This window comes from Nitrosophilus labii, assembly GCF_014466985.1.
Lineage (GTDB): Bacteria > Campylobacterota > Campylobacteria > Campylobacterales > Nitratiruptoraceae > Nitrosophilus_A > Nitrosophilus_A labii.
The window spans coordinates 46,517-68,570 of sequence record NZ_AP022826.1 but is presented as its reverse complement, the minus strand read 5'-3'; the positions used below and the strand labels follow the sequence as shown (position 1 = coordinate 68,570).

Genomic DNA, 22,054 nt, shown 5'->3' with positions numbered 1-22,054 from the left:
ATTGAGTCTAGGAAAAAATAGATTAAGGGCACCTCTAAAAACTATTTATCTTCCAAAATCATCTTCCTAGACCATCAAATCGCATTAAAAGATCAAATACAATTTACAAAACACTGATAGTCAGGTTGTTTATTGGTCTTAACACTCTATTACTGACACCCCATACACTCCATACTTCTATCTGCCACATCGCTTGCAACTTCAGGTGACTGGCTTCTTAGATAATATGTAGATTTGAGTCCTAGTTTCCATGCAAGTGTATAGATTTCGTGTAGATATCTGCCGCTGGCTTTATCCAATCTTATAAAGATATTTGTACTTTGGCCTTGATCTATCCACTTTTGTCTAACAGCTGCGGCTTTTATTAAAATTTTTTGGTCAAGATCGTAAGCCGGAGTATAGTATGCCCATGTCTCAGGAGATAGGTTTGGTACTACTACAGGAATAAGACCAGAGAGATTTTCTTCAAACCATTTTCTTTTATAGACCGGCTCTATCGTTTGTGTAGTACCTGTTAAAATAGAAATAGAGCTTGTAGGAGCTATAGCCATAAGATAGCCGTTTCTCATCCCATCTCTTTTAACTTTTTCCCTCAAAGCGTTCCAATCATAATTATACCCAAAGAGTCCGCCACGATTTGGTGTAAGTTTTTTTGCTTCTTTATTAGCCTTGTCTATAGGCATAATACCTTTGCTCCAGCTCGAGCCTTCAAATTCTGGATATTTTCCTTTCTCCAAAGCAAGATTTGAAGAGGCTTTTATGGCATTGTAGCTGATCGCCTCCATTATCTCGTCAATCTTATGAAAATGTTCATCACTCCCCCACTCTATTTTATGCTCGGCTAACATCTGGGCTTCCCCCATAACGCCAAGTCCTATAGCTCTTGTTCTTAGATTTGTGCGTTTTACTTTCTCAAGTGGATAAAAATTTAGATCTATTACATTATCTAACATTCTTATAGCGATAGGTACTACCCTTTCAATATCCTCTTTTGTATTTACTTTGCTAAGATTAACACTAGCAAGATTACATACGGCAGTAGCCCCATCTATCTTCTCTTTTTCTACTATGAAAACTTTTTTGCCATCTATGCTGTCTAGTGCAGTTATCTTTTTTGCTTTTTTGACTATACCCCCGTCAACTTCAACTTCCTCATTTTCATCATATAGATTAACACTCCCATCTTCAAACTTAACTCTTATTTTATAGTAATTAGGATCTGTGTTTTGAAATATCTCCGTACAAAGATTGCTACTTCTTATGATTCCGATATGTGAGTTTGGATTGCATCTGTTGGCGTTATCTTTAAAGCAAAGAAATGGGCTTCCTGTTTCAAAATAGCTTAAAAGTATCTTTTTCCAAAGTTCTTTTGCTTTAATCTTCTCCTTTATTATATCCTCTCTTTTTTCGTATTCAAGATATTTTCTTTCAAACTCCTCTCCCCAAAGTTCCGCAAGATCTTGCGTCTCATAAGGGTCAAAAAGCGTCCATATTCCGTCCTCTTCCACCCTCTTCATAAACAGATCGTTTATCCAAAGAGCTGGGAAAAGGTCATGCGCTCTTCTTCTCTCTTCGCCACTGTTTTTTTTGAGGTCTAAAAAATCCAAAACATCTATGTGCCAAGGTTCTATATATACAGCTATTGCCCCTTTTCTAGTTCCTAACTGATCAACAGCAATTGCTATATCGTTTGTAATTTTCAAAAACGGGACTATTCCTCCGGCTGCATTTTTGTGTCCGTCTATATAGCTTCCCATACCTCTAACTTTTGTCCAATCCCAGCCTATTCCACCTCCATATTTACTAAGAAGAGCCATCTCTTTGTAACTATCGAAAATACCCTCTATATTATCGGGAGTGCTTCCTATATAACAGCTGCTAAGCTGGTGTCTAGGAGTTCTAGCGTTTGACAAAGTCGGTGTCGCCGCCATTACTTCAAATTTTGACAAAATATCATAAAACTTTTTTGCCCAAGTTTGAGAATCTAACTCATTTTGTGCCAAAAACATTGCCACCGCCATAAACATATGCTGCGGAAGCTCTATAGGATTGTTGTTTCTATCTTTCAAAAGATATCTATCATACAAAGTCTTAATACCTAGATATGTAAACTGAAGATCCCTTTCAGGTTTTATATAGCCGTTTAAATCATCAAGATCATATTTATCTTTTAATCCCGGAACAATTCTTCCCTCTTTTTCACCCTTTTCAAAATATTCTTTTAAATGGATATATCCTGTAAATCCACTCACTTTATGATAAAGATCATACAAAAAGAGACGAGCTGCTACAAATGTCCAGTTGGGTCTGTCAACATCTATCTTATCTACAGCTGTTCTTATCAGAGTCTGTTGTATCTCTTCTGTAGTGATTCTGTCTCTAAACTGAATCTTGGCGTCAACCTCCAATTCGCTTTGACTTACACCCTCTAAACCGGCTACGGCTGCAGAGGTATATTTTTGGATCTTAGATATATCAAGAGGCTCAATTCTGCCATTTCTTTTGATTACTGTTAACATTTTTCCCCCTATTTAAAGACCCTATCAAAAATCTTATCCACATTTTTTGTATAGTAACTATAGTCAAAACACTCTCTTATCTCATCATCACTCATCTTCTCTCTTAACTCTTTATCTTCTAAAAGATATTGTAAAAACAGACTTTCTCCCTTTTCATTCAAAGGAGGATGCCCTTCTTGGATCTCTTCCCAAACTTTCATAGCATTTCTTTGAACTATCTTATAAGCGTCTTCTCTACTCACACCTTTTTTAGGAAGCTCCAAAAGTACCCTTTGGCTAAAAACCAGCCCTCCGGTTAGATTTAGATTTTTCATCATATTTTTTGGATAGACTACAAGATTAGCCAATACATTATTTAGTCTGTGAAGAGCAAAATCCAAAGTTATAAATCCATCAGGCAGTATAAATCTCTCTACACTAGAGTGGCTGATATCTCTTTCATGCCATAAAACTACATTCTCTAAAGCAGGAATAGCCATACTTCTAATCTGTCTTGCAAGACCTGTTAAGTTTTCGCTAAGAACCGGGTTTCTTTTATGAGGCATTGCCGAACTTCCTTTTTGCCCCTTGCTAAAATACTCTTCGGCTTCATAAACTTCCGTTCTTTGAAAATGTCTGATATTTACAGCTATCTTCTCTATAGTAGAAGCAACAAGAGCCATAGTCGTAAAAAGTCTTGCATATCTGTCTCTTTGAACTACTTGGTTTGAAGCAGGAACAGGTTTTAACCCGAGCTCTTCACATACATACTCTTCAAGCTCAATAGGAGCATGAGCAAAATTTCCCATAGCCCCACTAGCCTTACCTACGTTTATTACTTCTAAAGTCTCTTCAAGGTTTTTAAGATGTCTCTTGAACTCATCATACCATATAGCCAAAACCAGACCAAATGTTATAGGCTCGCCATGTATTCCATGGCTTCTACCTACCATCAAAGTCATTTTGTGTTCATAAGCTCTTTTTTTGATAGTTTCCATAACCATTTTTACATCTTCGATGATAAGTTTCAAACTCTCTCTCATCTGCAGCGCCACAGCGGTATCGATAGTATCAGAACTTGTCATGCCGTAATGAACCCATCTAGACTCTTCTCCCAAAGATTCCGCCACACTTGTTAAAAAGGCAATAACATCATGTTTTGTCTCTTTTTCGATCTCTTCTATTCTTTTTATATCGAATTTAGCATTTTTAACAATCTTTTCCATATCCTCTTTTGGAACCAGTCCCAGTTTATGCCAAGCTTTAACTGCTGCTATCTCCACATCAAGCCATGCTTGATATTTAGCCTGCATAGTCCATTTTTCAGCCATCTCTTTGCGTGCATATCTCTCTACCATCTTTTCCCTTTATCATAGAACTTATCTTGTCAAGAATAATATTATTGTGATATATTATCAAAAAGAGGCTTAAACAATAGGACGATTTTTATATTATCTAAATATAATTTTTTATAATATTAAGGAGAAGATTTGGCGTTTGTTTTTAAAAGATTTTTTGTTGAAAAAGAGATAAAACTTTTCCTGTATTTGATGAAAAATCTAGGCATTACTCAAGGTCAAGCACAAAAGATGATCGATACTAAAAAGATCTATCAAAACGGTCTGCCTATAACTGATAAAAAAGCGACTGTTAAAGGTGAACTTGATATTTTGATTTTCGAGCCCAGTACAAAAGGATTAAAACCGATTTTTAAAACCAAGGATTTTGCAATCTTCGACAAACCAAGCGGAGTTATAGTCCATCCAAGAAATAGAAAAACCTCCTACTCTATACTAGATGAGGCTAGAAAATGTTTCGGTAAAGATGCTAATGTAATCCACAGAATAGATATGGAAACAAGCGGCCTTCTTTTAGTAAGCGCTAACAAAAAGGCTGAAAAATACTTAAAACAAAGTTTTGAAGACAAAAGAGTGAAAAAGGGTTATCTAGCATTGACAAAAGGAAAAATTTCTAACAACCTTTTTATAGATGCTCCCATTAAGAAAAATAGAGACTTCTCTAAAATAAGGCTTAAAGTTTTAATTGACCCAAAAGGAAAGCCAGCCCAAACCATAATCAAACCCATTAGATATTACCCCTCTATCAATGCTACTTTGGTAGAAGCGATACCTTTAACTGGAAGACAGCATCAGATAAGAGCTCATCTGTTTCACGTGAAACACCCTATTGTTGGCGATCCAATATATGGTGTTTCCACTGAAATTGCCATAAGATATCTAGATAGATTGATGGATGAACGCGAAAGAATCGAGACAACTGGACACAAACGATTAATGCTTCACGCAAAATGGCTAGAGTTTGATTTCATGGAAACCGTATATAAAATATATTCAAAAATCGATTTTGAAAAAGAGATAAATAAGATCATAAATAGACATAGATAGAGCTATTCCTTCTTAAAAAAAGTAACATATATAAATCCGCCTAAACCAATAATAAACGTTACGGATACTATAATCAACATAATATTATCAAGTATCGTCATTCTTTATCCTCATCTGACTCTATTGAAATTTTAACAAAAGCAACAACCATAAAGATAACTGCAATTATTAAAAGCATAACCATTATCAGTTCATAATTTTTAAACGGTATTTCCACTTTTCACCTCTATCTCTTTTAGCTGTCCACAAGCTGCACTAATATCTAATCCTTTCGACTCTCTAACAGTACAAAGCACTCCTTTTTCCAAAAGATATTTTTGAAATCTATTAACAGTCTCAATATCGGGTCTATCAAACTGTGAGCCCGGATAAGGGTTGAAAAGTATTAGATTTACTTTTGCTTTAATTCCATTTAATAGTTTAACCAATTTTTTAGCTGATTTTAGATCATCATTCACATTTTTTATGATAAGATACTCAAACATTACTCTTTTTCGCAGATCTATAGGAAACTCCTTTACGGCTTGAATAATAGACTCTATGTTGTAAGCTTTATTTATAGGCATTAGCTCTTCTCTAAGCTTATCATCTACTGCATGTAGGGAGATAGCAAGTAAAACACCTAGTTTTTTTTCTCCAAGTTTTTTGATCTTTGGCGCCAAACCGCTTGTAGAAATAGTTTGACGTCTAGGACTAATAGAGAGTCCGTTTTCATCCGAAAATATTTTTACTGCCTTAGCCACATTGTCCAAGTTGTCCAAAGGCTCTCCCATTCCCATATAAACAATATTAACTCTTCTATTTGAAGCAATATCGTTGTCCTTCTTAATAGCTAAAACTTGTGACACTATTTCACCTGCTGTCAAATTTCGTATAAACCCGCCCTTTGCAGTTAGACAAAAAGCACAACCTACTTTACATCCTATTTGCGAAGAGACACAAACAGTAAATCTCGTATGTCGTATTATATCTCCATTCTCATCTCTCTCCTCTTTTTTCATTGGAAGTAAAACTGACTCTACTGTATGTCCATCTTTAAGTTCGAAAAGATATTTTTTACTACCGTCTATACTCTTCTCTACCTTGAGGATTTTAGGTATATAAATCTCATAATTTTCTTTTAATTTAATTCTAAGCTCTTTGGGAAGATTACTCATATTATCAAAATTATCAACATATTTTTGATAGATCCATTGATATATCTGTTTGGCTCTGAATTTAGGAGAGATTTCTTCTTCTAGCTCATCTTTAGTAAAATCTAAGATGTTTTTTTTCATTTCTAATACTCCATTATCTTATAAAAAACAACTATCATATATTCCATAATATGATAGTCACCATCGCTACCTGCAGTTATCTTCTCATAATCTTCATTGTCCAAAGCTGGAGTAATTTTTACATCCAAAATATTTATAACTTTTACATCTCCTTCTTTCTCAGCAACATTTTTTTTGATTGCTTTATGTAAATCAGATCCATACGGTTTATAATAAAATTCTAAAATTTTAAAAGAGTGATTTTTATATGTTATCTTCATTATAAGCCTTTAAAGTTATCTTTAATATACTCTTCTAACATTCTCATAGATTTTTTATGATTTTCTTTAAAACATTTATGTGCGTCTTTATCACAATAATTTGTTACTATAAATATTCCTCCTGCAGGTATCTCAAATTCCTGAGCGACTTTTAGAACTGAAAAGAATTCCATATTTTCCAAACCGATTCCGTTTTTTAAAAAATGTTTAGAATAGGTGCTATCAGTAGTAATATAGTTTGAAGAGTTTACCAATGTTTCATGTGAAACATTTAATCCTTCACTGACTATCACATTATCTATAGGAGTATAACTTTTATTGTCAAAAAAGCTTAACTCAATCTGACTAGCACCTCTACTTTGCACAATATCAAAAATTTTGTACTCACCGTAACTTCCAGCAGTACCTATAAAAATAATAAAATCAGGTTTATCAAAAAGAGCAAGCCTAGTCAAATTTATTGAACTTTCAATAAGACCAATTCCTATTGGATATGCAAAATGAAAACTTTCGAAACTACCAGCACATACTATCATGATCGAATCGGGATACCGTTTTTTATCAAATATCGTTTTAATTCCATTATATCAACTTCCTTATAATGAAAAATACTAGCAGCCAATGCCGCATCTGCTTTACCTAACGTAAAAGCATCTTTTATATGCTCCATAGTACCGGCACCACCACTGGCAATGACAGGTATTTCCACAGCATCGCTTATTTTAGAAGTAAGCTCTAAATCGTATCCACTTTTTGTACCATCTTTATCCATAGAAGTTAGAAGTATCTCTCCGGCTCCTCTATTATAAACCTCTTTAGCCCACTGGATTGCGTCTATACCTGTGTCGATGCGACCACCGTTTATAAAAACATTCCAGCTCTCCCCTACTTTTTTCGCATCTATAGCTACTACTATACACTGGCTGCCAAACCTTTTTGCACCCTCATCTACAAACTCAGGTCTTCTTATAGCTGCAGAGTTTATACTCACTTTGTCACAACCAACATTTAAAAGTTTATATATATCATTTAACTCTCTTATACCGCCTCCAACAGTTAAAGGTATAAAAACCTCTTTCGCAACCTCTTCTACAATATGAACTATTGTATCTCTATTTTCATGAGTTGCGGTTATATCTAAAAAAGTTATCTCGTCTGCACCCTCTTGGTTGTACCTTTTTGCTACCTCTACAGGATCTCCCGCATCTCTTAAACCTACAAAATTAACACCTTTGACTACTCTACCATCTTTAACATCCAAACAAGGTATAACTCTTTTTGCAAAAAAATCTCTCATTATATCCTCTATAAATTTTTTGTAATTATACTATTTTTTGATATTATAACTTTTATGGATAAAAAGAGATTTTTACAAGTTGTAAATATTTTAAAAAAAGAGTGTAAGAATTGGGATGCACCTGCTATTAGATTATCACGGCACTATGGTTATAAAAGAACTCCCTACACTATTTTGATATCAACACTTCTAAGCTTTAGAACAAAAGATGAAGTTACAGTTGAAGCGGCACACAGACTTTTCAAACTTGCGGATACACCTAAGAAGATGATCTTTTTGTCAAAAGAAGATATAGCAAAAGTTATTTATCCAGTCGGTTTTTACAACCAAAAAGCAAAAAATATCTTGAATATTACTAAAATATTGCTACAAAAGTATGATGGTATAGTCCCGGATAGTTTGGAGGAATTAACATCTATAAAAGGTATAGGACCTAAAACCGCTAAAATAGTGTTGGAAAACGCCTACAAAAAACCATATATTGCGGTAGATACACATGTACATAGAATATTAAATCTTTGGGGATTTATACATACCAAAAGAGCTGAGGAGACTGATAAAATAGTTGAAAAATTATTAAATGATGAAGAAAAGATTGGTCTAAACAGAGTTTTGGTCTCATTTGGGCAAATTATCTGTAAACCAATAGGACCTAAATGCGAAATCTGTCCGGTAAAAGATCTAGTAGAATGTAATGGATAATTTAACTCTATTGACAAATTTTTAAAAAATGATAATATAGTGACAACCGTAATCTAAATATAAGTAAATTTTTAGTATGATGAAGGCTTGATTTGAGTGAGGTAAAAGCAAAAAAGTGGTTTGGACAAAACTTCTTAAAAGATAGTTCTGTTTTGGAAAAAATCATCCAATCGATGCCCCATAACGACAATATTGTTGTCGAGATAGGGCCTGGATTAGGTGATTTAACAAAAAGGCTACTTCACAAGAAGGATGTGATAGCTTTTGAGATTGATAAAGATCTTTGCAACATCCTCCAAAAAAAGTTTAAAAAAGAGATAGAAGAGAAAAAACTCCTATTAAACTGTGGGGATGTTCTTAGATTTTGGGAGAATAGTTTAGTTGACAAACCGTATGATCTAGTGGCAAATCTGCCCTACTATGTAGCGACCAATATTATTTTAAAAGCACTGAGAGACAAGAACTGCAAAAATATTTTGGTTATGTTGCAAAAGGAGGTGGCACAAAAATTTGCCGCTAAAAACGGTGATAAAGAGTTTTCATCCTTAGCTGTTTTAGCAAACAGTACCGGAAAAGTAAAAAAACTTTTCGATGTTAAACCTAGTTCATTCGAACCACCTCCAAAAGTTACTTCCTCAGTGCTTCTTATTAAAAAAAGCACATATTTGGATGAAAGAGGGTTCGAGGATTTTTTGAAAGTGGCTTTTTTGGCCACTAGGAAAACTCTATTAAAAAATTTAAGCAAAAAATATGATAAAAAAGAGCTTGAAAAAATATTTGCTCAACTAAACCTTCTTCCAAATATCAGACCTCATCAAGCTACCACATCCATCTATCACCGGCTATACGAAATATTAGAAAAAAGGAAGGTAGATGGAGAAAAACCTGAACCACAATCAAAACCTACAACAAAAGAGTAAAAACTCTCAGCAAAAAAGCAAAAAACATGTAGGATGGTATAGAGATATTAAAAAAGCTATAGAGGCTAACGAAAAGATTCAAAAACTAAGACTCAACCCAGACACAAGAATCAATCTCCAATCAAAAGGAAAAGTAAAAATTACTCCTTTGGGAGGATTAGGAGAGATAGGTGGAAATATAACTGTCATAGAGACAGACAAAAGTGCCATAATAATAGATGTAGGTATGAGTTTTCCCACTGAAGATATGCATGGAGTAGATATTTTAGTCCCAGATTTTACGTATCTTAGACAGATAAAAGATAAAATAGACGGTATTGTCATTACACACGCACACGAAGACCATATTGGAGCTGTACCCTACCTTTTCAAAGAGATGCAGTTTCCTATATACGGCACTCCCCTTCCTCTTGGAATGATAGCTAACAAATTTGACGAACATAATATGAGAAGCTATAAAAGCTATTTTAGATTTGTAGAGAAGAGAAGAGCTATAAAAATCGGTGATTTCGAAGTGGAGTGGATTCATATAACCCACTCTATCATAGATGCTTCAGCTTTAGCTATAACATGTGATGCGGGTACAATCTTTCATACAGGAGATTTTAAAATAGATCATACCCCAATAGACGGGTATCCAGCAGATCTTCAAAGAATAGCTTATTATGGAGAAAAAGGGGTTTTGGCACTTCTAAGCGACTCTACAAACTCGCATAATCCCGGTATCACTAAATCGGAAGCTAGTGTGGGCCCAACTTTTGATCTTCTCTTCTCAAAAGCCAAAGGAAGAGTTATAATGAGTACTTTCTCTTCCAATATACACAGAGTACATCAAGCTATAGAACATGCTCTCAAATATAATAGAAAAGTTTGCGTTATAGGCCGCTCTATGGAGAGAAACTTAGAAACCGCTATGCAACTTGGATACGTTAAACTTCCTCAATCAATATTTATAGAGGCACATGAACTTAACAAATATAGCGATAACGAAATATTGATAGTCACAACAGGAAGTCAAGGTGAAACAATGAGTGCGTTATACAGAATGGCCACTAATGAGCATAGACATGTAAAGATAAAACCTAGCGACACTATTATTATATCCGCAAAAGCAATCCCAGGTAATGAAAGAAGCGTATCAAGTGTTATAAATATGCTTCAAAAGTGCGGAGCAACAGTTGCTTATCAAGACTTTAGCGAGATACATGTCTCAGGACATGCCGCTCAAGAGGAGCAAAAGTTGATGCTTAGATTGACCAAACCAAAATTTTTCCTTCCGGTTCACGGAGAATATAACCATCTAATGAAACATAAAGAGACAGCTATAAAGTGTGGTATTCCTGAAAAAAACATATATTTGATGAGCGATGGAGAACAGATAGAAATTACGCCTAAATATCTCAAAAAAGTTAAAACGGTTAGAACGGGAAAATCTTACATAGATAACCAACTAAACGAAGAGATTGAGAGCGATGTAGTTATAGACAGACAAAGAATGGCTACTGAGGGTATTGTTATGGTTGTAGCCCAGATCTCGGCAACAGATAAAAAACTTATAAACAAACCGAAAGTTTCAAGTTTCGGTCTTGTTGCAGACAAATATGACAAAATATTTGCCCAAGAGATAGAAGGCATTATAGAAAATTATCTATCTAACCTAAAAAGCGAAATAATAAACGCCCCTAAAAGAATAGAAAATGAACTAAGACAGGCTATAAGAAAACATATTTTTAGAAAACTTAAAAAGTATCCAACAATTGTTCCAACCATATTTATAATGTAAAAAATAAATGCGAGTGTAGTATGCAGAGTGTGTATTGCTCTGTGATCACTCATTATTGATCACTAACTAAAGGTTAGCTATGGATTTTATAAAAATAGCAAAAGATGTGCTGGATATTGAAGCAAAAGCGTTAATAGACTCCAAAAACAGAATAGGTGAAAATATAAACAAAGCGATAGAGACTATTTACAGTCTAAAAGGGAAACTGATAATAACTGGTGTAGGAAAAAGTGGTCTTGTTGGTGCAAAGATAGCGGCAACTTTTGCAAGCACGGGAACACCAAGCTTTTTTATCCACCCTACAGAAGCTCTTCATGGAGACCTTGGAATGATAGGAAAAGATGACGGCGTTTTGGCTATTAGTTATTCCGGCGAGAGTGAAGAACTTATAAAAATACTGCCCCATATCAAAAGATTCGATATCCCACTAATAGGAATGAGTGAAAAAAAGGAGTCAACTTTAGGAAGATACAGCGACATTTTCATCTCCATAGCAGTTGAAAAAGAGGCTTGTCCTTTACAAGCCGCACCTACTGCTTCTACAACTTTAACTATGGCTTTGGGAGACGCTTTAGCTGTATGTTTGATGAAAAAAAGAGATTTTAAAAAAGAGGATTTTGCATCTTTTCATCCCGGTGGCTCTTTGGGAAAAAGGCTTTTTATAAAAATAAAAGATCTCATGAGAAAAGAAAATCTTCCAATAATAGAAGAAAATACTCCTCTTAAAGAGGCTATTGTTGTTATGAGCCAAGGAAAACTTGGAAATGTTCTTATAACTGACAAAGAAGGAAAGCTCAAAGCTGTACTTAGTGACGGAGATCTTAGACGAGCTTTGATGAAAGAGGATTTTTCCCTTGACAAAAAAGCCATAGACTTTGCCAGTAAAAAACCCAAAACTTGCAAAGATATGAATATATTAGCCAGTGATGCACTTAAGATGATTGAAGATTATAAAATTCAGATATTGGTTATAACAGATAAAAATGATAAAATAGTAGGTGTGTTACATATACACGATCTAGTAGAAGCAGGAATAAAATAAAAAAAGTTGAGTATTTAAATAGTGATTTTTTCGACTCGACAATTTAACTACTTAATAACTTAACCAAGAAAGAGATAATGAGACTTAACAAATATATATCACACAACACAACATACTCTAGACGAGAAGCAGACAAGCTTATACAAGAAGGGTTTGTAAAAGTAAATAAAAAAGTGGTGAAAGAGCCCTTTTATGAAGTCCAAAAAGGGGATAAAGTTTATCTGAAAGGAAAGCTCGTCAAAGAGAAAAAAGACCTTACTGTTATAGTTTATCATAAACCTAAAGGAGAGCTTGTAACAAAAAAGGATGATAGAGGAAGAAAAACTATTTATGACTCCTTGCCTGCAAAGTTTAGACACTTTATCTCGGTTGGTAGACTTGACTTCGCAACTGAAGGGCTATTGCTGCTTACAGATTCGCCAAAAGTTGCCCAGGCTCTTATGGAAAGTGATCTTGAGAGAATTTATAAAGTTAAAATCAAAGGCTCCATAACCCCGCAGATAGAAAAAGCTATGCAAGAGGGAATAGAACTTGAAGATGCAACAAAAGGGGCTCATGAAAAAACTGAGATAAAGTCGATGATTTTTGCTCCCTTTTACGCCTATCAGATTATTAAAAATGACCCTAAATACTCTAAACTCAAAATCGCTCTTACTGAAGGAAAAAATAGAGAGATAAGAAGATTTTTTGCACATTTTAATAGAGAAGTAGTAGATCTAAAAAGGCTAGAGTTTGGCGGAGTGGCTCTAAACGCTTTGCCTGTTGGAAAAACTAGATTTCTAACAAAAAAAGAGTATGAAGACTTAAGAGAGTTTTTGAAAGAGTGGGAAAAGAGTAAAAAGAAAAAATCTTAGAGAGGTAGAACATGGAAGTTATAAACATACAAACAAATCATAAATCGGAGATGATAGATATAACCGAAATAGTAAAAGAAGCAGTTATTAAGTCCGGGATAAAAACCGGAATATGTAACGTCTTCACACCCCATACCACTTCAGGTATTATTTTGTTTGAAAATGTAGACCCCAGTCTTCAAAGAGACTATTTGGGACAACTTCACAAGCTAGTTCCTTCAAATGCCTCTTATGCACATGGTAGCAACGCAGATGCCCATATAAAATCCGGAATTGTCGGCAGTTCAGTAATGATTCCAGTAGAAGATGCAAAACTTCAGCTCGGAGAGTGGCAAGGGGTATTTTATTGCGAATTTGACGGTCCGAGAGAAAGGATGATATATATAAAAGTGATAAATGAATAATCTAGCAAATATTTTACGGCCTAAAAGATTAGAAGATTTTGTGGGACAAGAGCATCTTCTATCAAAAAACGCGCCTTTTTATAAGCTGATCCATTCAAAAAATATCCCCCACTCCTTCTTTTGGGGACCACCAGGCACAGGAAAAACTTCACTAGCAAAAATTATCTCAAATCTTTTGGACTCACCCTTTTATTCTCTAGATGCAACTAACCTAAAAATAGAAGAGATACGAAAAATTGTTTTAAGATATAGAAACTCGCTGTTAAAGCCTCTCATTTTCATAGATGAGGTTCATAGACTCTCAAAAACTCAACAAGAAGTTTTGCTTCCCGTTATGGAAAATAATGAAGCCCTTATTATGGGAGCCAGTACCGAAAATCCTTATTTTGCTTTAACAAATGCGATAAGATCAAGAAGTTTCATTTTTGAGTTTATGCCTCTCACAAAAAAAGAGATGGAAAAGATTTTAAAAAAAGTCGAAAAAGAGGTTGAGTTTCATATAAGTGATGATGCTAAAGAGTATCTTATAAGATCAAGTGCAAATGACGCAAGAAGTATGCTTAATCTTTTAGAAACTGCTCTAAATATAACAAAAGATATAGACCTTGATACTCTTAAATCTTTAAGACCTGTTTCTGCTATAAAAGGTACTTCATTCAAAGAGGAACACTGCTCTTTGATAAGCGCTCTTATAAAAAGCATCAGAGGAAGCGATATTGATGCGGCCATCTATTATCTTGCCCGTTTGGTAACCGAAGGAGGACCTCCTGAATTTATAGCCAGAAGACTTGTAATACTTGCTAGTGAAGATATAGGAAATGCGAACCCAAATGCACTCACTCTAGCTGTAAGTACTTTAACTGCCGTTAAAAACATAGGGTATCCTGAAGCAAAGATAATCTTGTCTCAATGTGTTATATATCTTGCTTCAAGTCCTAAATCAAATGCAGCCTATGAAGCAATAAAAAAAGCTACCAAAGCTGTAATAAATGGAGAGATTCTTGAAATTCCTTCACATCTAAAATCTCCATCCCCTAAAGGATATCTATACCCTCACGATTTCGGAGGATACGTGAAACAAAAGTATTTAACAAAACCGCTTAAATTCTATAAATCAAAAGATATAGGTTTTGAAAAAACTCTAAATGAATGGATAGAAAAAATAAAAAAAATTGCTGACTAATTCTTCAAATATCATCCTTGATTTTTTCATAATAAGGATTGCAAATTGGCAAATATCCGATATTTATAAAAAACTGTTTCTACGTAGTTTATTAACATAATTTCTCATTTTCTTTTGCTTCTTTTGTTCATACATTCTTTTATCAGCAATATTTATCAAATCTTTAATATTATCTGCATCGAAAGGAAATACAGCAATACCGTAAGATACTGATAGTGTATATTTTTTGAACTTCTCTTCAACTCTCTCTTTAAAAAATTTCAACAAATTATCAATATTGCCAAAATCTTTACTACTAAATTCAGCAAAAATAATAAATTCATCTCCACCATATCTGACTATAACATCATATTCTCTAAATATATTTTTCAAAATATTTGCCACCTCTTTTAATACTTCATCTCCCCTTTTATGTCCATAATTATCATTAACATATTTAAAATTATCCAAATCTAAAAAAATCAATACTATATTTTCGCCTTTTCTTTTAGCTTTTTTAAAAGATTTTCTTGAATATTCAAAAAAATATGACCTATTATAAAGACCAGTTAACGGATCTTTTATCGCTTTTTCAAAAGTTTCTTCAATTTTATCTTGCTGCATTGCTATAAACTCATCATACTTTTTAGTAATCTCTTCAAGTAGGTTCTGTAAAAGTTTTATCTTAATATCTTCTCTCATAACTCTCTCATGACTAAAACTAGTGATGTTTCATTGTACATTTTTAATTTTTTAAACATCCTATCTGGACCAACTTCTCCAAATGTAAAAAAACCAAATAAGTAAGTATTTAAAATATCTTCATATATTTCGATCTCTTCTTTTTGCCTATCTTCAAGAACATACTGTCTAGCTACACAAGAAAAATTAAAAGCAATATCGGCTCTTTTCATCTTTTTGCTAAGTCTAAGAGCACATTTCATATCATCTTTTAAAATCTCATCTGCTGTCGCAAAAGATATTTTAAAATGTTGGCCTGTTTTTATAGGGGCAAAAAACTTTACGTAATCTTCGTGGACTTCTTCTATAGTTCTTAAAGTAGCCACATATCCATCTTTTTCATCAAGAATATTGATAGGTAAATACCAAAGATATTTTATATCCGGTTTTTTTATACCTTTTAAAAAGTTTTTGGCTATTTTTGCAAAATTTTTATCTTCATCTACACTAAATAGTTTTGTCCCTTCAGCTCTTGTTATTTTATATGTAATTCCGTATGGAGTAAATCCTAAAGAGACATCAATTTGAGCTTCGACATTTTCAAAAGATAAAATCAAAAAGCCTTTTTTTATAACTTTATTATCAATAAATTGATAGGTAATCATCTTATTATCTGTTTTTATTCCGGAGGAGACACCACCGATAATATTATTTACAGGAGAATAATCAATTTTTTGCGATAAATCTTCTATAAAGAAACCAAACAGTTCTTCAGCAAGCCCGGCTAATATTATGTGAAAATCTTTTCTATTTTTATTCAAATAATCGGCAGTCTTATCAAGAGTATCATCATTTTTATAATTAGTTATATCTTCTATATAAAATTTTTTAATTTTGGCGTTTTTATTAAATTTAAAAACAACCAACCCAACGGCTTTTTCTATAATATCGTCATTTTTAAAAGCGTTAATAGTATGGAAAGCTGCATAATTGTTAGTTTTAAAAATCTTATTTATTAAATAATTCACATCATCGATTGGAAAATAGGGATGGATACTAAAAAGTAAAAAATCAAATTTTGAAAAGTCCTTTTGTATTTGGTTTTTTATATCTTCAAAAGACAAAAGCAAAGAAGCCTTCGAACTTGAATATACTTTAGCTTCCAATACTAATTCCTATTATAAATATTTATAAAGTTTAACTAATGGCTGCTTAACTACACCTTACTCCACCCATGAAGTTTTTTACCTATAAAAACCACTCTTTTCTCCTCCAGCGAAGTATCGTTAACGGCTACATAGTTGCATCTCTCCAAAAGAGTTTTAATCTCGTCTCTTTTTTCAACATCTACAGGCAAAACAATATTTGCCGCATTTTTCATAATTCTGTAAATTTTCTTCAAGAATTCTTCAATATCGTTTAAAGAGTCAATATCAAGATTTACAAAGACAGTATCGTACATAATTGAACGAAGATTATATTTATCTCTATTTTCAGTTATATATCTTACCTTTATATCTTCATCCTCTAAGCTTTTCAGTTTTTCAAAAAGCTCCTCTTCAAATGTGACTATTTGAAGTTCAAATCCTCTTATCTTCGCAAAATCGGCCAATCTTTTAGCACTTTCATAATTGTCGCTAAACTGATACACCCTAACACCCGGTAATTTTGGAACAATCTCAAAAAACTCCTCTATCTTCATCTCTCCTCCCTCCATATAACTCCTACAAACCTACCGGTTTGTTTTTCTCTTCTATATGAAAAATATCTTTCACTGCAGCATGTACAAATAGCGCTTATCGCTATATTTTCTTCCCTCAATCCTAATCTAATCAACGAATCTCTATTTATAGAAGCTATATCAAGATATCTTCTATCTTTTAAATATTTCTCTCCATATTTTTTCAAAACGATATCAACAATCTCATAGCCAATCTCATAACAGCAACTTTTGATCGAAGGTCCAAAAATAGCTTTAATATTTTGGGCACTACAACCGAAAGTTTGAACCATTTTATCAGCACATTTTTTAGCTATATCTAAAAAAGTACCTTTTCTACCGCTATGAATGGCGGCAATGACACCTTTTTTCTCATCAAACATCAAAATAGGGATACAATCAGCCACCATTACGCATAAAGCTATATCCTCTCTATCGGTTATAAGGGCATCGCATATATATCTTTTTTTATCATGCTCTACTATCTCTATTTTATCGGAGTGAATCTGCTCCATAAATATTAGCTCTTTTTCCCCTACTCTTCTTCTTAGAATCTCTCTGTTTTTCAAAACATTATTTTTATTGTCTCCAACATGCAAAGCAAGATTGAAGCTCTCATAAAAGCCTTTGCTAACTCCTCCGTATCTATCGGTAAAAAGATAGTTTACTTTCAAATTAATCCTTTAATTTACATAATTTTGATATTAAATAGGTTGTTTTGGACATAGGAAACTAGTATATTGGTATATTTGTGTATTGGTTTTTTCTATCTTTTTCCCAATACACCAATATACTTACCTCCTTACTCCAAAAATCTATTCATCAAATCTATAAAATTTTCGAATCGACTATAAAAGTTACAGGTCCGTCATTAACTATTTCAACCTCCATCATAGCGCCAAAAATTCCTTTTTTTACCTTCACCTCTTTTTCCATCTCATCACAAAATTTCTCATAAAATTTTTCAGCATCATCTGGAGCCATAGCAGAATCAAAACTAGGTCTTCTTCCTTTTTTTACGCTTCCTGCTAAAGTAAACTGAGAAACCACTAAAACTTCTGCACCAATATCCTTTAAACTCAAATTCATTTTACCCTCTTCATCGGCAAAGATTCTTAGATTTACAACCTTTTTCACAAGCTTTTCTATATCTTTCTCACTATCATCTTTAAAAACTCCAAGAAGTATGTTCAACCCCTGCCCTATTTCACTTATCAATTTTCCATCAACTTTCACACTACTTCGTTTAACTCTTTGGATCAACGCAATCATAGCCCTCCTTGACATAGAAGATTAATTTAACTATATTATATCTAAGCTTGCTTTAAGGAGGCAAAATGGTTTTTAGAGACAGATTTGAGGCAGCCCAACTTCTTGCCGAAAAACTAAAAGATTACATAGACGAAAAAAGCGTAGTTGTGGCTCTTCCACGAGGAGGAGTTCCATTGGCTTTTGTTATTTCCAAAAAGTATCAGATCCCTATGAATATATATTTTGTTAAAAAGATTCCTAGCCCCTACAACCCGGAAGCGGCAATAGGAGCTATTAGCGAAGATGGAGATATCTTCACAGACAAAAAAGCTAAACTTATGCTAAATGTTGCGGATCAATATATAGATGAGCTTGCACAAAAGAAAAAAGAGGAGATGAGAGCAAAAAGAAGACTCTATAAAAAAGAGAAAACAGATTTAAAAGGTAAAAATGTTATTTTGGTAGATGACGGTATAGCTACTGGAGCAAGCATGTTTATAGCGGCAAAATCGATAAAAAATATGGGAGCAGATAGAGTCATCATAGCTTCTCCAGTAGCGCCTCCAGAAGTTGTCACAAAACTGAAAAATGTTGCCGATGAGGTAGTTTTACTTCAAACTCCACCCGATTTTATGGCGGTAGGACAGTTTTATCAAGATTTTCATCAGTTGAGCGATGACGAGGTAATTGAACTTTTAAGCTTATAGCCGTATTAAAAGGCTTAAAATCCCGAAATACTCATGAAGTGCCAAATAGGAGTTTTTAAAATTTTTCATCTTAGGGAAAAAAGACCAAAAATCTATCTGCGTCTTTGAGCTCTTATAATCTGTTTTAGAAACGGTGACTTCAAAACCAAAATATCTAAAAAGCATATACGCCCGCGGCATATGGTATGCGGAGGTTACGAGATAGATAGAGAATCTTTTGCCTCTCTTTTTGAAGAGATTATATATATATTTTGCATTTTGATAGGTATCTTTACTCAAAGCTTCTACATAGTAGGTTTTCGGCGTAAAATCTTTTGAATAACGATATCCAAGCCCAAATCCCTCGTTTATCTCTTCGATAGCTCTTTTTGCTCTATCACTCTCTATTCCGCTATAGATTAGCGGGAGATTGTTACGATTTGAAAGTATCAAGCCCCAAAGCACTCTCTTTGTTCCATCACTACTTAAAGGAAGATTTTTTGCTCCTTTTACCTCCCCTCCTCCCAAAACAACAACTGCAACTGGATTGGAAGCTTTTGGAAAACTTTTATCCTCAAGAGGCCTTAAAAGTAGATTAGGCGTAAAATCGGTAGATAAAAACCAAAAAATAGAAGCTAAAACAAAAAGCGTTTTTTTAAATTTTTTTGCAAAAAAAGAGGCGGCAAAGAGCACCGCTATAAATATTCCAGGAGGTAGTATCAGATATGTAAAAAGTTTTGAGATAAAATATATCATTCTATGATATCAACGCCTTTTTCATCCTCTATCAATTCACCTAAAATATACCCGCCCGTCTCTTTTAAAACATCATCTACCTTTTCAGGCGAAACCACCAGTATCATACCGACACCCATATTGAAGGTTCTAAACATCTCCTCTTCATCTACATATTTTGAGATAAACTCAAAAATCTCCAAAGGCTCTATTTGGCTCTTTCTAATAACGGCTTTAACGTTATTTGGAAGGACTCTTGGCAAGTTTTCTACTATACCGCCGCCAGTTATATGCGCTAACGCTTTTACTTTATCTTTTACTTTTTTAAAAGTTTTGACATATATTTTTGTTGGTTCTAAAAGTACTTCTATCAAAGGTTTTCCGTTAAAATCATGCGAATAGCTCCACTTTAACTCTTCAAAAAAGAGTTTTCTAACCAAAGAAAAACCGTTTGAGTGAATACCGCTCGATTTAAGAGCTATCAAAACATCACCCGCTCTTACTCCCCTATTTTTTTGAAGTTCCTCTTTTTCTGCTATCCCTACGGCAAATCCTGCCAGATCAAAATCATCCTTTTGATACATTCCCGGCATCTCGGCAGTCTCACCGCCTATTAGAGCACACTCACTCTCTTTGCATCCTTTTGCTATCCCTTTGATCACCTCTTTTGCCGCATCTACTTCAAGCTTTCCTGTTGCGTAATAATCCAAAAAGAAAATAGGCTCTGCAAAAGAGCAGATAAGATCGTTTACGCACATAGCAACAAGATCAATACCTACCGTATCGTAGATTTTAGACTCGATAGCAAGCTTTAGTTTTGTTCCTACACCGTCCGTTGCCCCAAGTAATACCGGATTTTTATATCCTGCAGGTAGAGCAAACGCTCCGGCAAAACCTCCAAGTCCGCCTATTACGTTTTCGTTAAAAGTCTCTTTTACAAAAGGCTTTATCTCTTCAACCAATCTGCTTCCTGCGTCAATATCGACGCCGCTATCTTTATAACTTATCTTCATCAATTTTCCTTAACTTTCAACTATCAACTCTCATTATCTTCTTTTTTCTTATCCCAATCGCACTTTCCAAAAACTTTATTAAAAAACCAAAGGCTAGGACAAAAGTTTGTAAAGGCAAATATTATAATCATAACTATTATAAATGTCTGTAACGCAAATCCGATTTTCACAGTCTCAGGGTTTGCCAACAACCCCATAGAGATGCCCAGCATTATAGCCATTAATATTCTTTGTGCTTTATCTCCACACATCACTCCTCCTTTTATCAAAAATATAAAAACAAAAAAATTTTTTCTTCAATGAGAAAATAGATTAAGAATGAGGAATCTTAAAGTTTTTCTGATTCTAACTAAAAAGTTGAACTTGATTTTACATCTGCTTGCAACTCAAAATAACTATACCATCCCTCTTTCTTAACCTAAATTATATCATCTAAGGGCTTAACTTTTTGTTTATTTAATAATCTTGTGATAAAATCAGACAAAAATTATCTAAAATAAACTATATGGGAGAAGATATGTGGTTTGAAGAGATTCATAACAACTTTTTTAAACAGGGTATAAAAGTAGAGAAGAAACTTTTTGAAACAGTAAGCAAATATCAAAAGATAGAGGTTTACGACTCAAAAGAGTTCGGAAAGATTTTGGTCATAGATGGACACGGTATGCTTTGCGAAAAAGATGAGTTTATATATCATGAAATGATGGCTCATGTAGCAATCTGTACACATAAAGAGCCTAAAAAAGTTTTAATTGTTGGAGGAGGAGACGGAGGAGTTGCAAAAGAGGTCTTAAGACATCCAGGTATAGAAGTAGATATGGTTGAGATTGATGAAGAGGTAGTAAAGGCTTCAAAAGAGTTTTTCCCAAACATCGGAGACTGGGATAACGATAGACTAAATCTTATCATAGGTGACGGGATAGAGTTTGTAAGAGAAGCGAAAGATAAAAGCTACGATATCGTTTTAGTCGATTCTACCGATCCAGAAGGTCCAGCCGAAGGACTTTTTAATAAAACCTTCTACGCACACATAAATAGAATCTTAAAAGATGATGGACTCGTCGTGGCTCAAGGAGAGAGTTGGTGGATAGATATGCCTTTGCATAAAGAGATAATGGGAGTAATCGGTGAGTTTTTTAAGATAGTTATGCCATATAGATTTGAGATGTATATGTATCCGGGCTGTAACTGGAACTTTATTTTAGGAAGCAAATTTTATCATCCTACTGCAGATTTTATTTTGCAAAGAGCAGATCTTATCGATGGTCTTAGATATTACAACTCTGATATCCATAAAGCCTCTTTTATCTTGCCAAACTACGTAAAAAAAGAGTTGGGCGAACTTTATAAGTGGTAAAAGTTTG

24 protein-coding genes are annotated in these 22,054 nt (G+C 33.9%); 10 read left to right on the top strand and 14 right to left on the bottom strand.

Annotation, left to right across the window (positions count from 1 at the left end; genetic code table 11):
- Positions 1 to 149 precede the first annotated feature (149 nt).
- Both NIL_RS00410 and purB read right to left on the bottom strand, forming a co-directional pair.
- Positions 150 to 2,519, bottom strand: coding sequence for a ribonucleoside-diphosphate reductase subunit alpha (locus tag NIL_RS00410; RefSeq protein ID WP_187647698.1), 2,370 nt, complete (start codon positions 2,517 to 2,519; stop codon positions 150 to 152).
- Between the two features lie 8 nt (positions 2,520 to 2,527).
- Positions 2,528 to 3,856, bottom strand: a complete 1,329-nt coding sequence (gene purB / locus NIL_RS00405; RefSeq protein ID WP_187647697.1) for an adenylosuccinate lyase — start codon at positions 3,854 to 3,856, stop codon at positions 2,528 to 2,530.
- A gap of 132 nt (positions 3,857 to 3,988) precedes the next feature.
- Between purB and NIL_RS00400 the strand changes: the two genes are divergently transcribed.
- On the top strand, positions 3,989 to 4,903 hold the full coding sequence (locus NIL_RS00400) for an RluA family pseudouridine synthase (protein WP_197972090.1): 915 nt from the start codon (positions 3,989 to 3,991) through the stop codon (positions 4,901 to 4,903).
- 200 nt (positions 4,904 to 5,103) lie between these two features.
- Here the strand turns inward: NIL_RS00400 and rlmN are convergent, their stop codons facing one another.
- From rlmN to hisF, 4 genes are read right to left on the bottom strand one after another with little or no spacing between them, the layout of a single operon-like run.
- Complete coding sequence (gene rlmN, locus NIL_RS00395) at positions 5,104 to 6,180, bottom strand: dual-specificity RNA methyltransferase RlmN (RefSeq protein WP_187647696.1); 1,077 nt, start codon at positions 6,178 to 6,180, stop codon at positions 5,104 to 5,106.
- Positions 6,181 to 6,182: 2 nt separating this feature from the next.
- Positions 6,183 to 6,440 carry a hypothetical protein gene (locus NIL_RS00390; protein WP_187647695.1) on the bottom strand — a complete coding sequence of 86 codons (258 nt, stop codon included), beginning with the start codon at positions 6,438 to 6,440 and terminating at the stop codon, positions 6,183 to 6,185.
- Entirely contained in the window at positions 6,440 to 6,976 is a 537-nt protein-coding gene (locus NIL_RS00385) for a phosphorylase family protein (protein ID WP_187647694.1), read from the bottom strand. The genes NIL_RS00390 and NIL_RS00385 overlap by 1 nt, the downstream gene beginning before the upstream one ends.
- Positions 6,973 to 7,737 (bottom strand): imidazole glycerol phosphate synthase subunit HisF, encoded by a 765-nt coding sequence (hisF, locus tag NIL_RS00380; RefSeq protein WP_187647693.1) that lies wholly within the window; start codon positions 7,735 to 7,737, stop codon positions 6,973 to 6,975. The genes NIL_RS00385 and hisF overlap by 4 nt, the downstream gene beginning before the upstream one ends.
- Before the next feature lie 54 nt (positions 7,738 to 7,791).
- Between hisF and NIL_RS00375 the strand changes: the two genes are divergently transcribed.
- The 7 genes from NIL_RS00375 to NIL_RS00345 all read left to right on the top strand — a co-directional run bounded on the left by NIL_RS00375 (position 7,792) and on the right by NIL_RS00345 (position 14,625).
- The gene (locus tag NIL_RS00375; protein ID WP_187647692.1) at positions 7,792 to 8,439 is read left to right on the top strand and encodes an endonuclease III domain-containing protein; all 648 of its coding nucleotides are present in this window, start codon (positions 7,792 to 7,794) and stop codon (positions 8,437 to 8,439) included.
- Between the two features lie 92 nt (positions 8,440 to 8,531).
- A complete protein-coding gene (gene rsmA, locus NIL_RS00370) occupies positions 8,532 to 9,359 on the top strand; it encodes a 16S rRNA (adenine(1518)-N(6)/adenine(1519)-N(6))-dimethyltransferase RsmA (RefSeq protein WP_187647691.1) in 828 nt (275 codons plus the stop codon).
- A complete protein-coding gene (locus tag NIL_RS00365; protein ID WP_187647690.1) occupies positions 9,313 to 11,142 on the top strand; it encodes a ribonuclease J in 1,830 nt (609 codons plus the stop codon). The genes rsmA and NIL_RS00365 overlap by 47 nt, the downstream gene beginning before the upstream one ends.
- Positions 11,143 to 11,221: 79 nt before the next feature.
- A complete protein-coding gene (locus tag NIL_RS00360; RefSeq protein ID WP_187647689.1) occupies positions 11,222 to 12,184 on the top strand; it encodes a KpsF/GutQ family sugar-phosphate isomerase in 963 nt (320 codons plus the stop codon).
- Between the two features lie 77 nt (positions 12,185 to 12,261).
- Positions 12,262 to 13,038, top strand: coding sequence for a pseudouridine synthase (locus tag NIL_RS00355; protein ID WP_187647688.1), 777 nt, complete (start codon positions 12,262 to 12,264; stop codon positions 13,036 to 13,038).
- A gap of 11 nt (positions 13,039 to 13,049) precedes the next feature.
- Positions 13,050 to 13,442, top strand: a complete 393-nt coding sequence (locus NIL_RS00350) for a secondary thiamine-phosphate synthase enzyme YjbQ (protein ID WP_187647687.1) — start codon at positions 13,050 to 13,052, stop codon at positions 13,440 to 13,442.
- Positions 13,435 to 14,625, top strand: a complete 1,191-nt coding sequence (locus NIL_RS00345) for a replication-associated recombination protein A (protein WP_187647686.1) — start codon at positions 13,435 to 13,437, stop codon at positions 14,623 to 14,625. The genes NIL_RS00350 and NIL_RS00345 overlap by 8 nt, the downstream gene beginning before the upstream one ends.
- Positions 14,626 to 14,688: 63 nt before the next feature.
- Here NIL_RS00345 and NIL_RS00340 read toward each other — a convergent pair whose 3' ends face one another.
- From NIL_RS00340 to dtd, 5 genes are all read right to left on the bottom strand, one after another.
- Positions 14,689 to 15,306 carry a GGDEF domain-containing protein gene (locus NIL_RS00340; RefSeq protein WP_187647685.1) on the bottom strand — a complete coding sequence of 206 codons (618 nt, stop codon included), beginning with the start codon at positions 15,304 to 15,306 and terminating at the stop codon, positions 14,689 to 14,691.
- Positions 15,303 to 16,451: an FIST C-terminal domain-containing protein gene (locus NIL_RS00335; protein WP_187647684.1), complete on the bottom strand. Its 1,149-nt coding sequence runs from the start codon at positions 16,449 to 16,451 to the stop codon at positions 15,303 to 15,305. The genes NIL_RS00340 and NIL_RS00335 overlap by 4 nt, the downstream gene beginning before the upstream one ends.
- 50 nt (positions 16,452 to 16,501) lie before the next feature.
- Positions 16,502 to 17,002, bottom strand: a complete 501-nt coding sequence (locus tag NIL_RS00330; RefSeq protein WP_187647683.1) for a hypothetical protein — start codon at positions 17,000 to 17,002, stop codon at positions 16,502 to 16,504.
- Positions 16,984 to 17,679: a peptidoglycan editing factor PgeF gene (gene pgeF / locus NIL_RS00325; protein ID WP_187647682.1), complete on the bottom strand. Its 696-nt coding sequence runs from the start codon at positions 17,677 to 17,679 to the stop codon at positions 16,984 to 16,986. Before pgeF ends, NIL_RS00330 begins: the two co-directional genes overlap by 19 nt.
- A gap of 154 nt (positions 17,680 to 17,833) precedes the next feature.
- Positions 17,834 to 18,277, bottom strand: a complete 444-nt coding sequence (dtd, locus tag NIL_RS00320) for a D-aminoacyl-tRNA deacylase (protein ID WP_187647681.1) — start codon at positions 18,275 to 18,277, stop codon at positions 17,834 to 17,836.
- Between the two features lie 65 nt (positions 18,278 to 18,342).
- Between dtd and NIL_RS00315 the strand changes: the two genes are divergently transcribed.
- On the top strand, positions 18,343 to 18,963 hold the full coding sequence (locus tag NIL_RS00315) for a phosphoribosyltransferase (protein ID WP_187647680.1): 621 nt from the start codon (positions 18,343 to 18,345) through the stop codon (positions 18,961 to 18,963).
- On the opposite strand, the gene NIL_RS00310 is transcribed toward NIL_RS00315, so the two are convergent.
- The 3 genes from NIL_RS00310 to NIL_RS00300 are packed head-to-tail and all read right to left on the bottom strand — an operon-like array spanning position 18,958 to position 20,941.
- Entirely contained in the window at positions 18,958 to 19,698 is a 741-nt protein-coding gene (locus NIL_RS00310) for a YdcF family protein (protein ID WP_187647679.1), read from the bottom strand. The two genes, NIL_RS00315 and NIL_RS00310, sit on opposite strands and share 6 nt — an antisense overlap.
- Positions 19,695 to 20,693: a phosphoribosylformylglycinamidine cyclo-ligase gene (purM, locus tag NIL_RS00305; RefSeq protein ID WP_187647678.1), complete on the bottom strand. Its 999-nt coding sequence runs from the start codon at positions 20,691 to 20,693 to the stop codon at positions 19,695 to 19,697. The genes NIL_RS00310 and purM overlap by 4 nt, the downstream gene beginning before the upstream one ends.
- A 20-nt stretch (positions 20,694 to 20,713) precedes the next feature.
- Positions 20,714 to 20,941: a phosphoribosylaminoimidazole synthetase gene (locus NIL_RS00300; protein ID WP_187647677.1), complete on the bottom strand. Its 228-nt coding sequence runs from the start codon at positions 20,939 to 20,941 to the stop codon at positions 20,714 to 20,716.
- A 266-nt stretch (positions 20,942 to 21,207) separates the two neighbouring features.
- Here NIL_RS00300 and speE point away from each other — a divergent pair, with 266 nt between their 5' ends.
- Positions 21,208 to 22,047 (top strand): polyamine aminopropyltransferase, encoded by an 840-nt coding sequence (gene speE / locus NIL_RS00295; RefSeq protein ID WP_187647676.1) that lies wholly within the window; start codon positions 21,208 to 21,210, stop codon positions 22,045 to 22,047.
- The last annotated feature ends 7 nt before the right edge of the window (positions 22,048 to 22,054 follow it).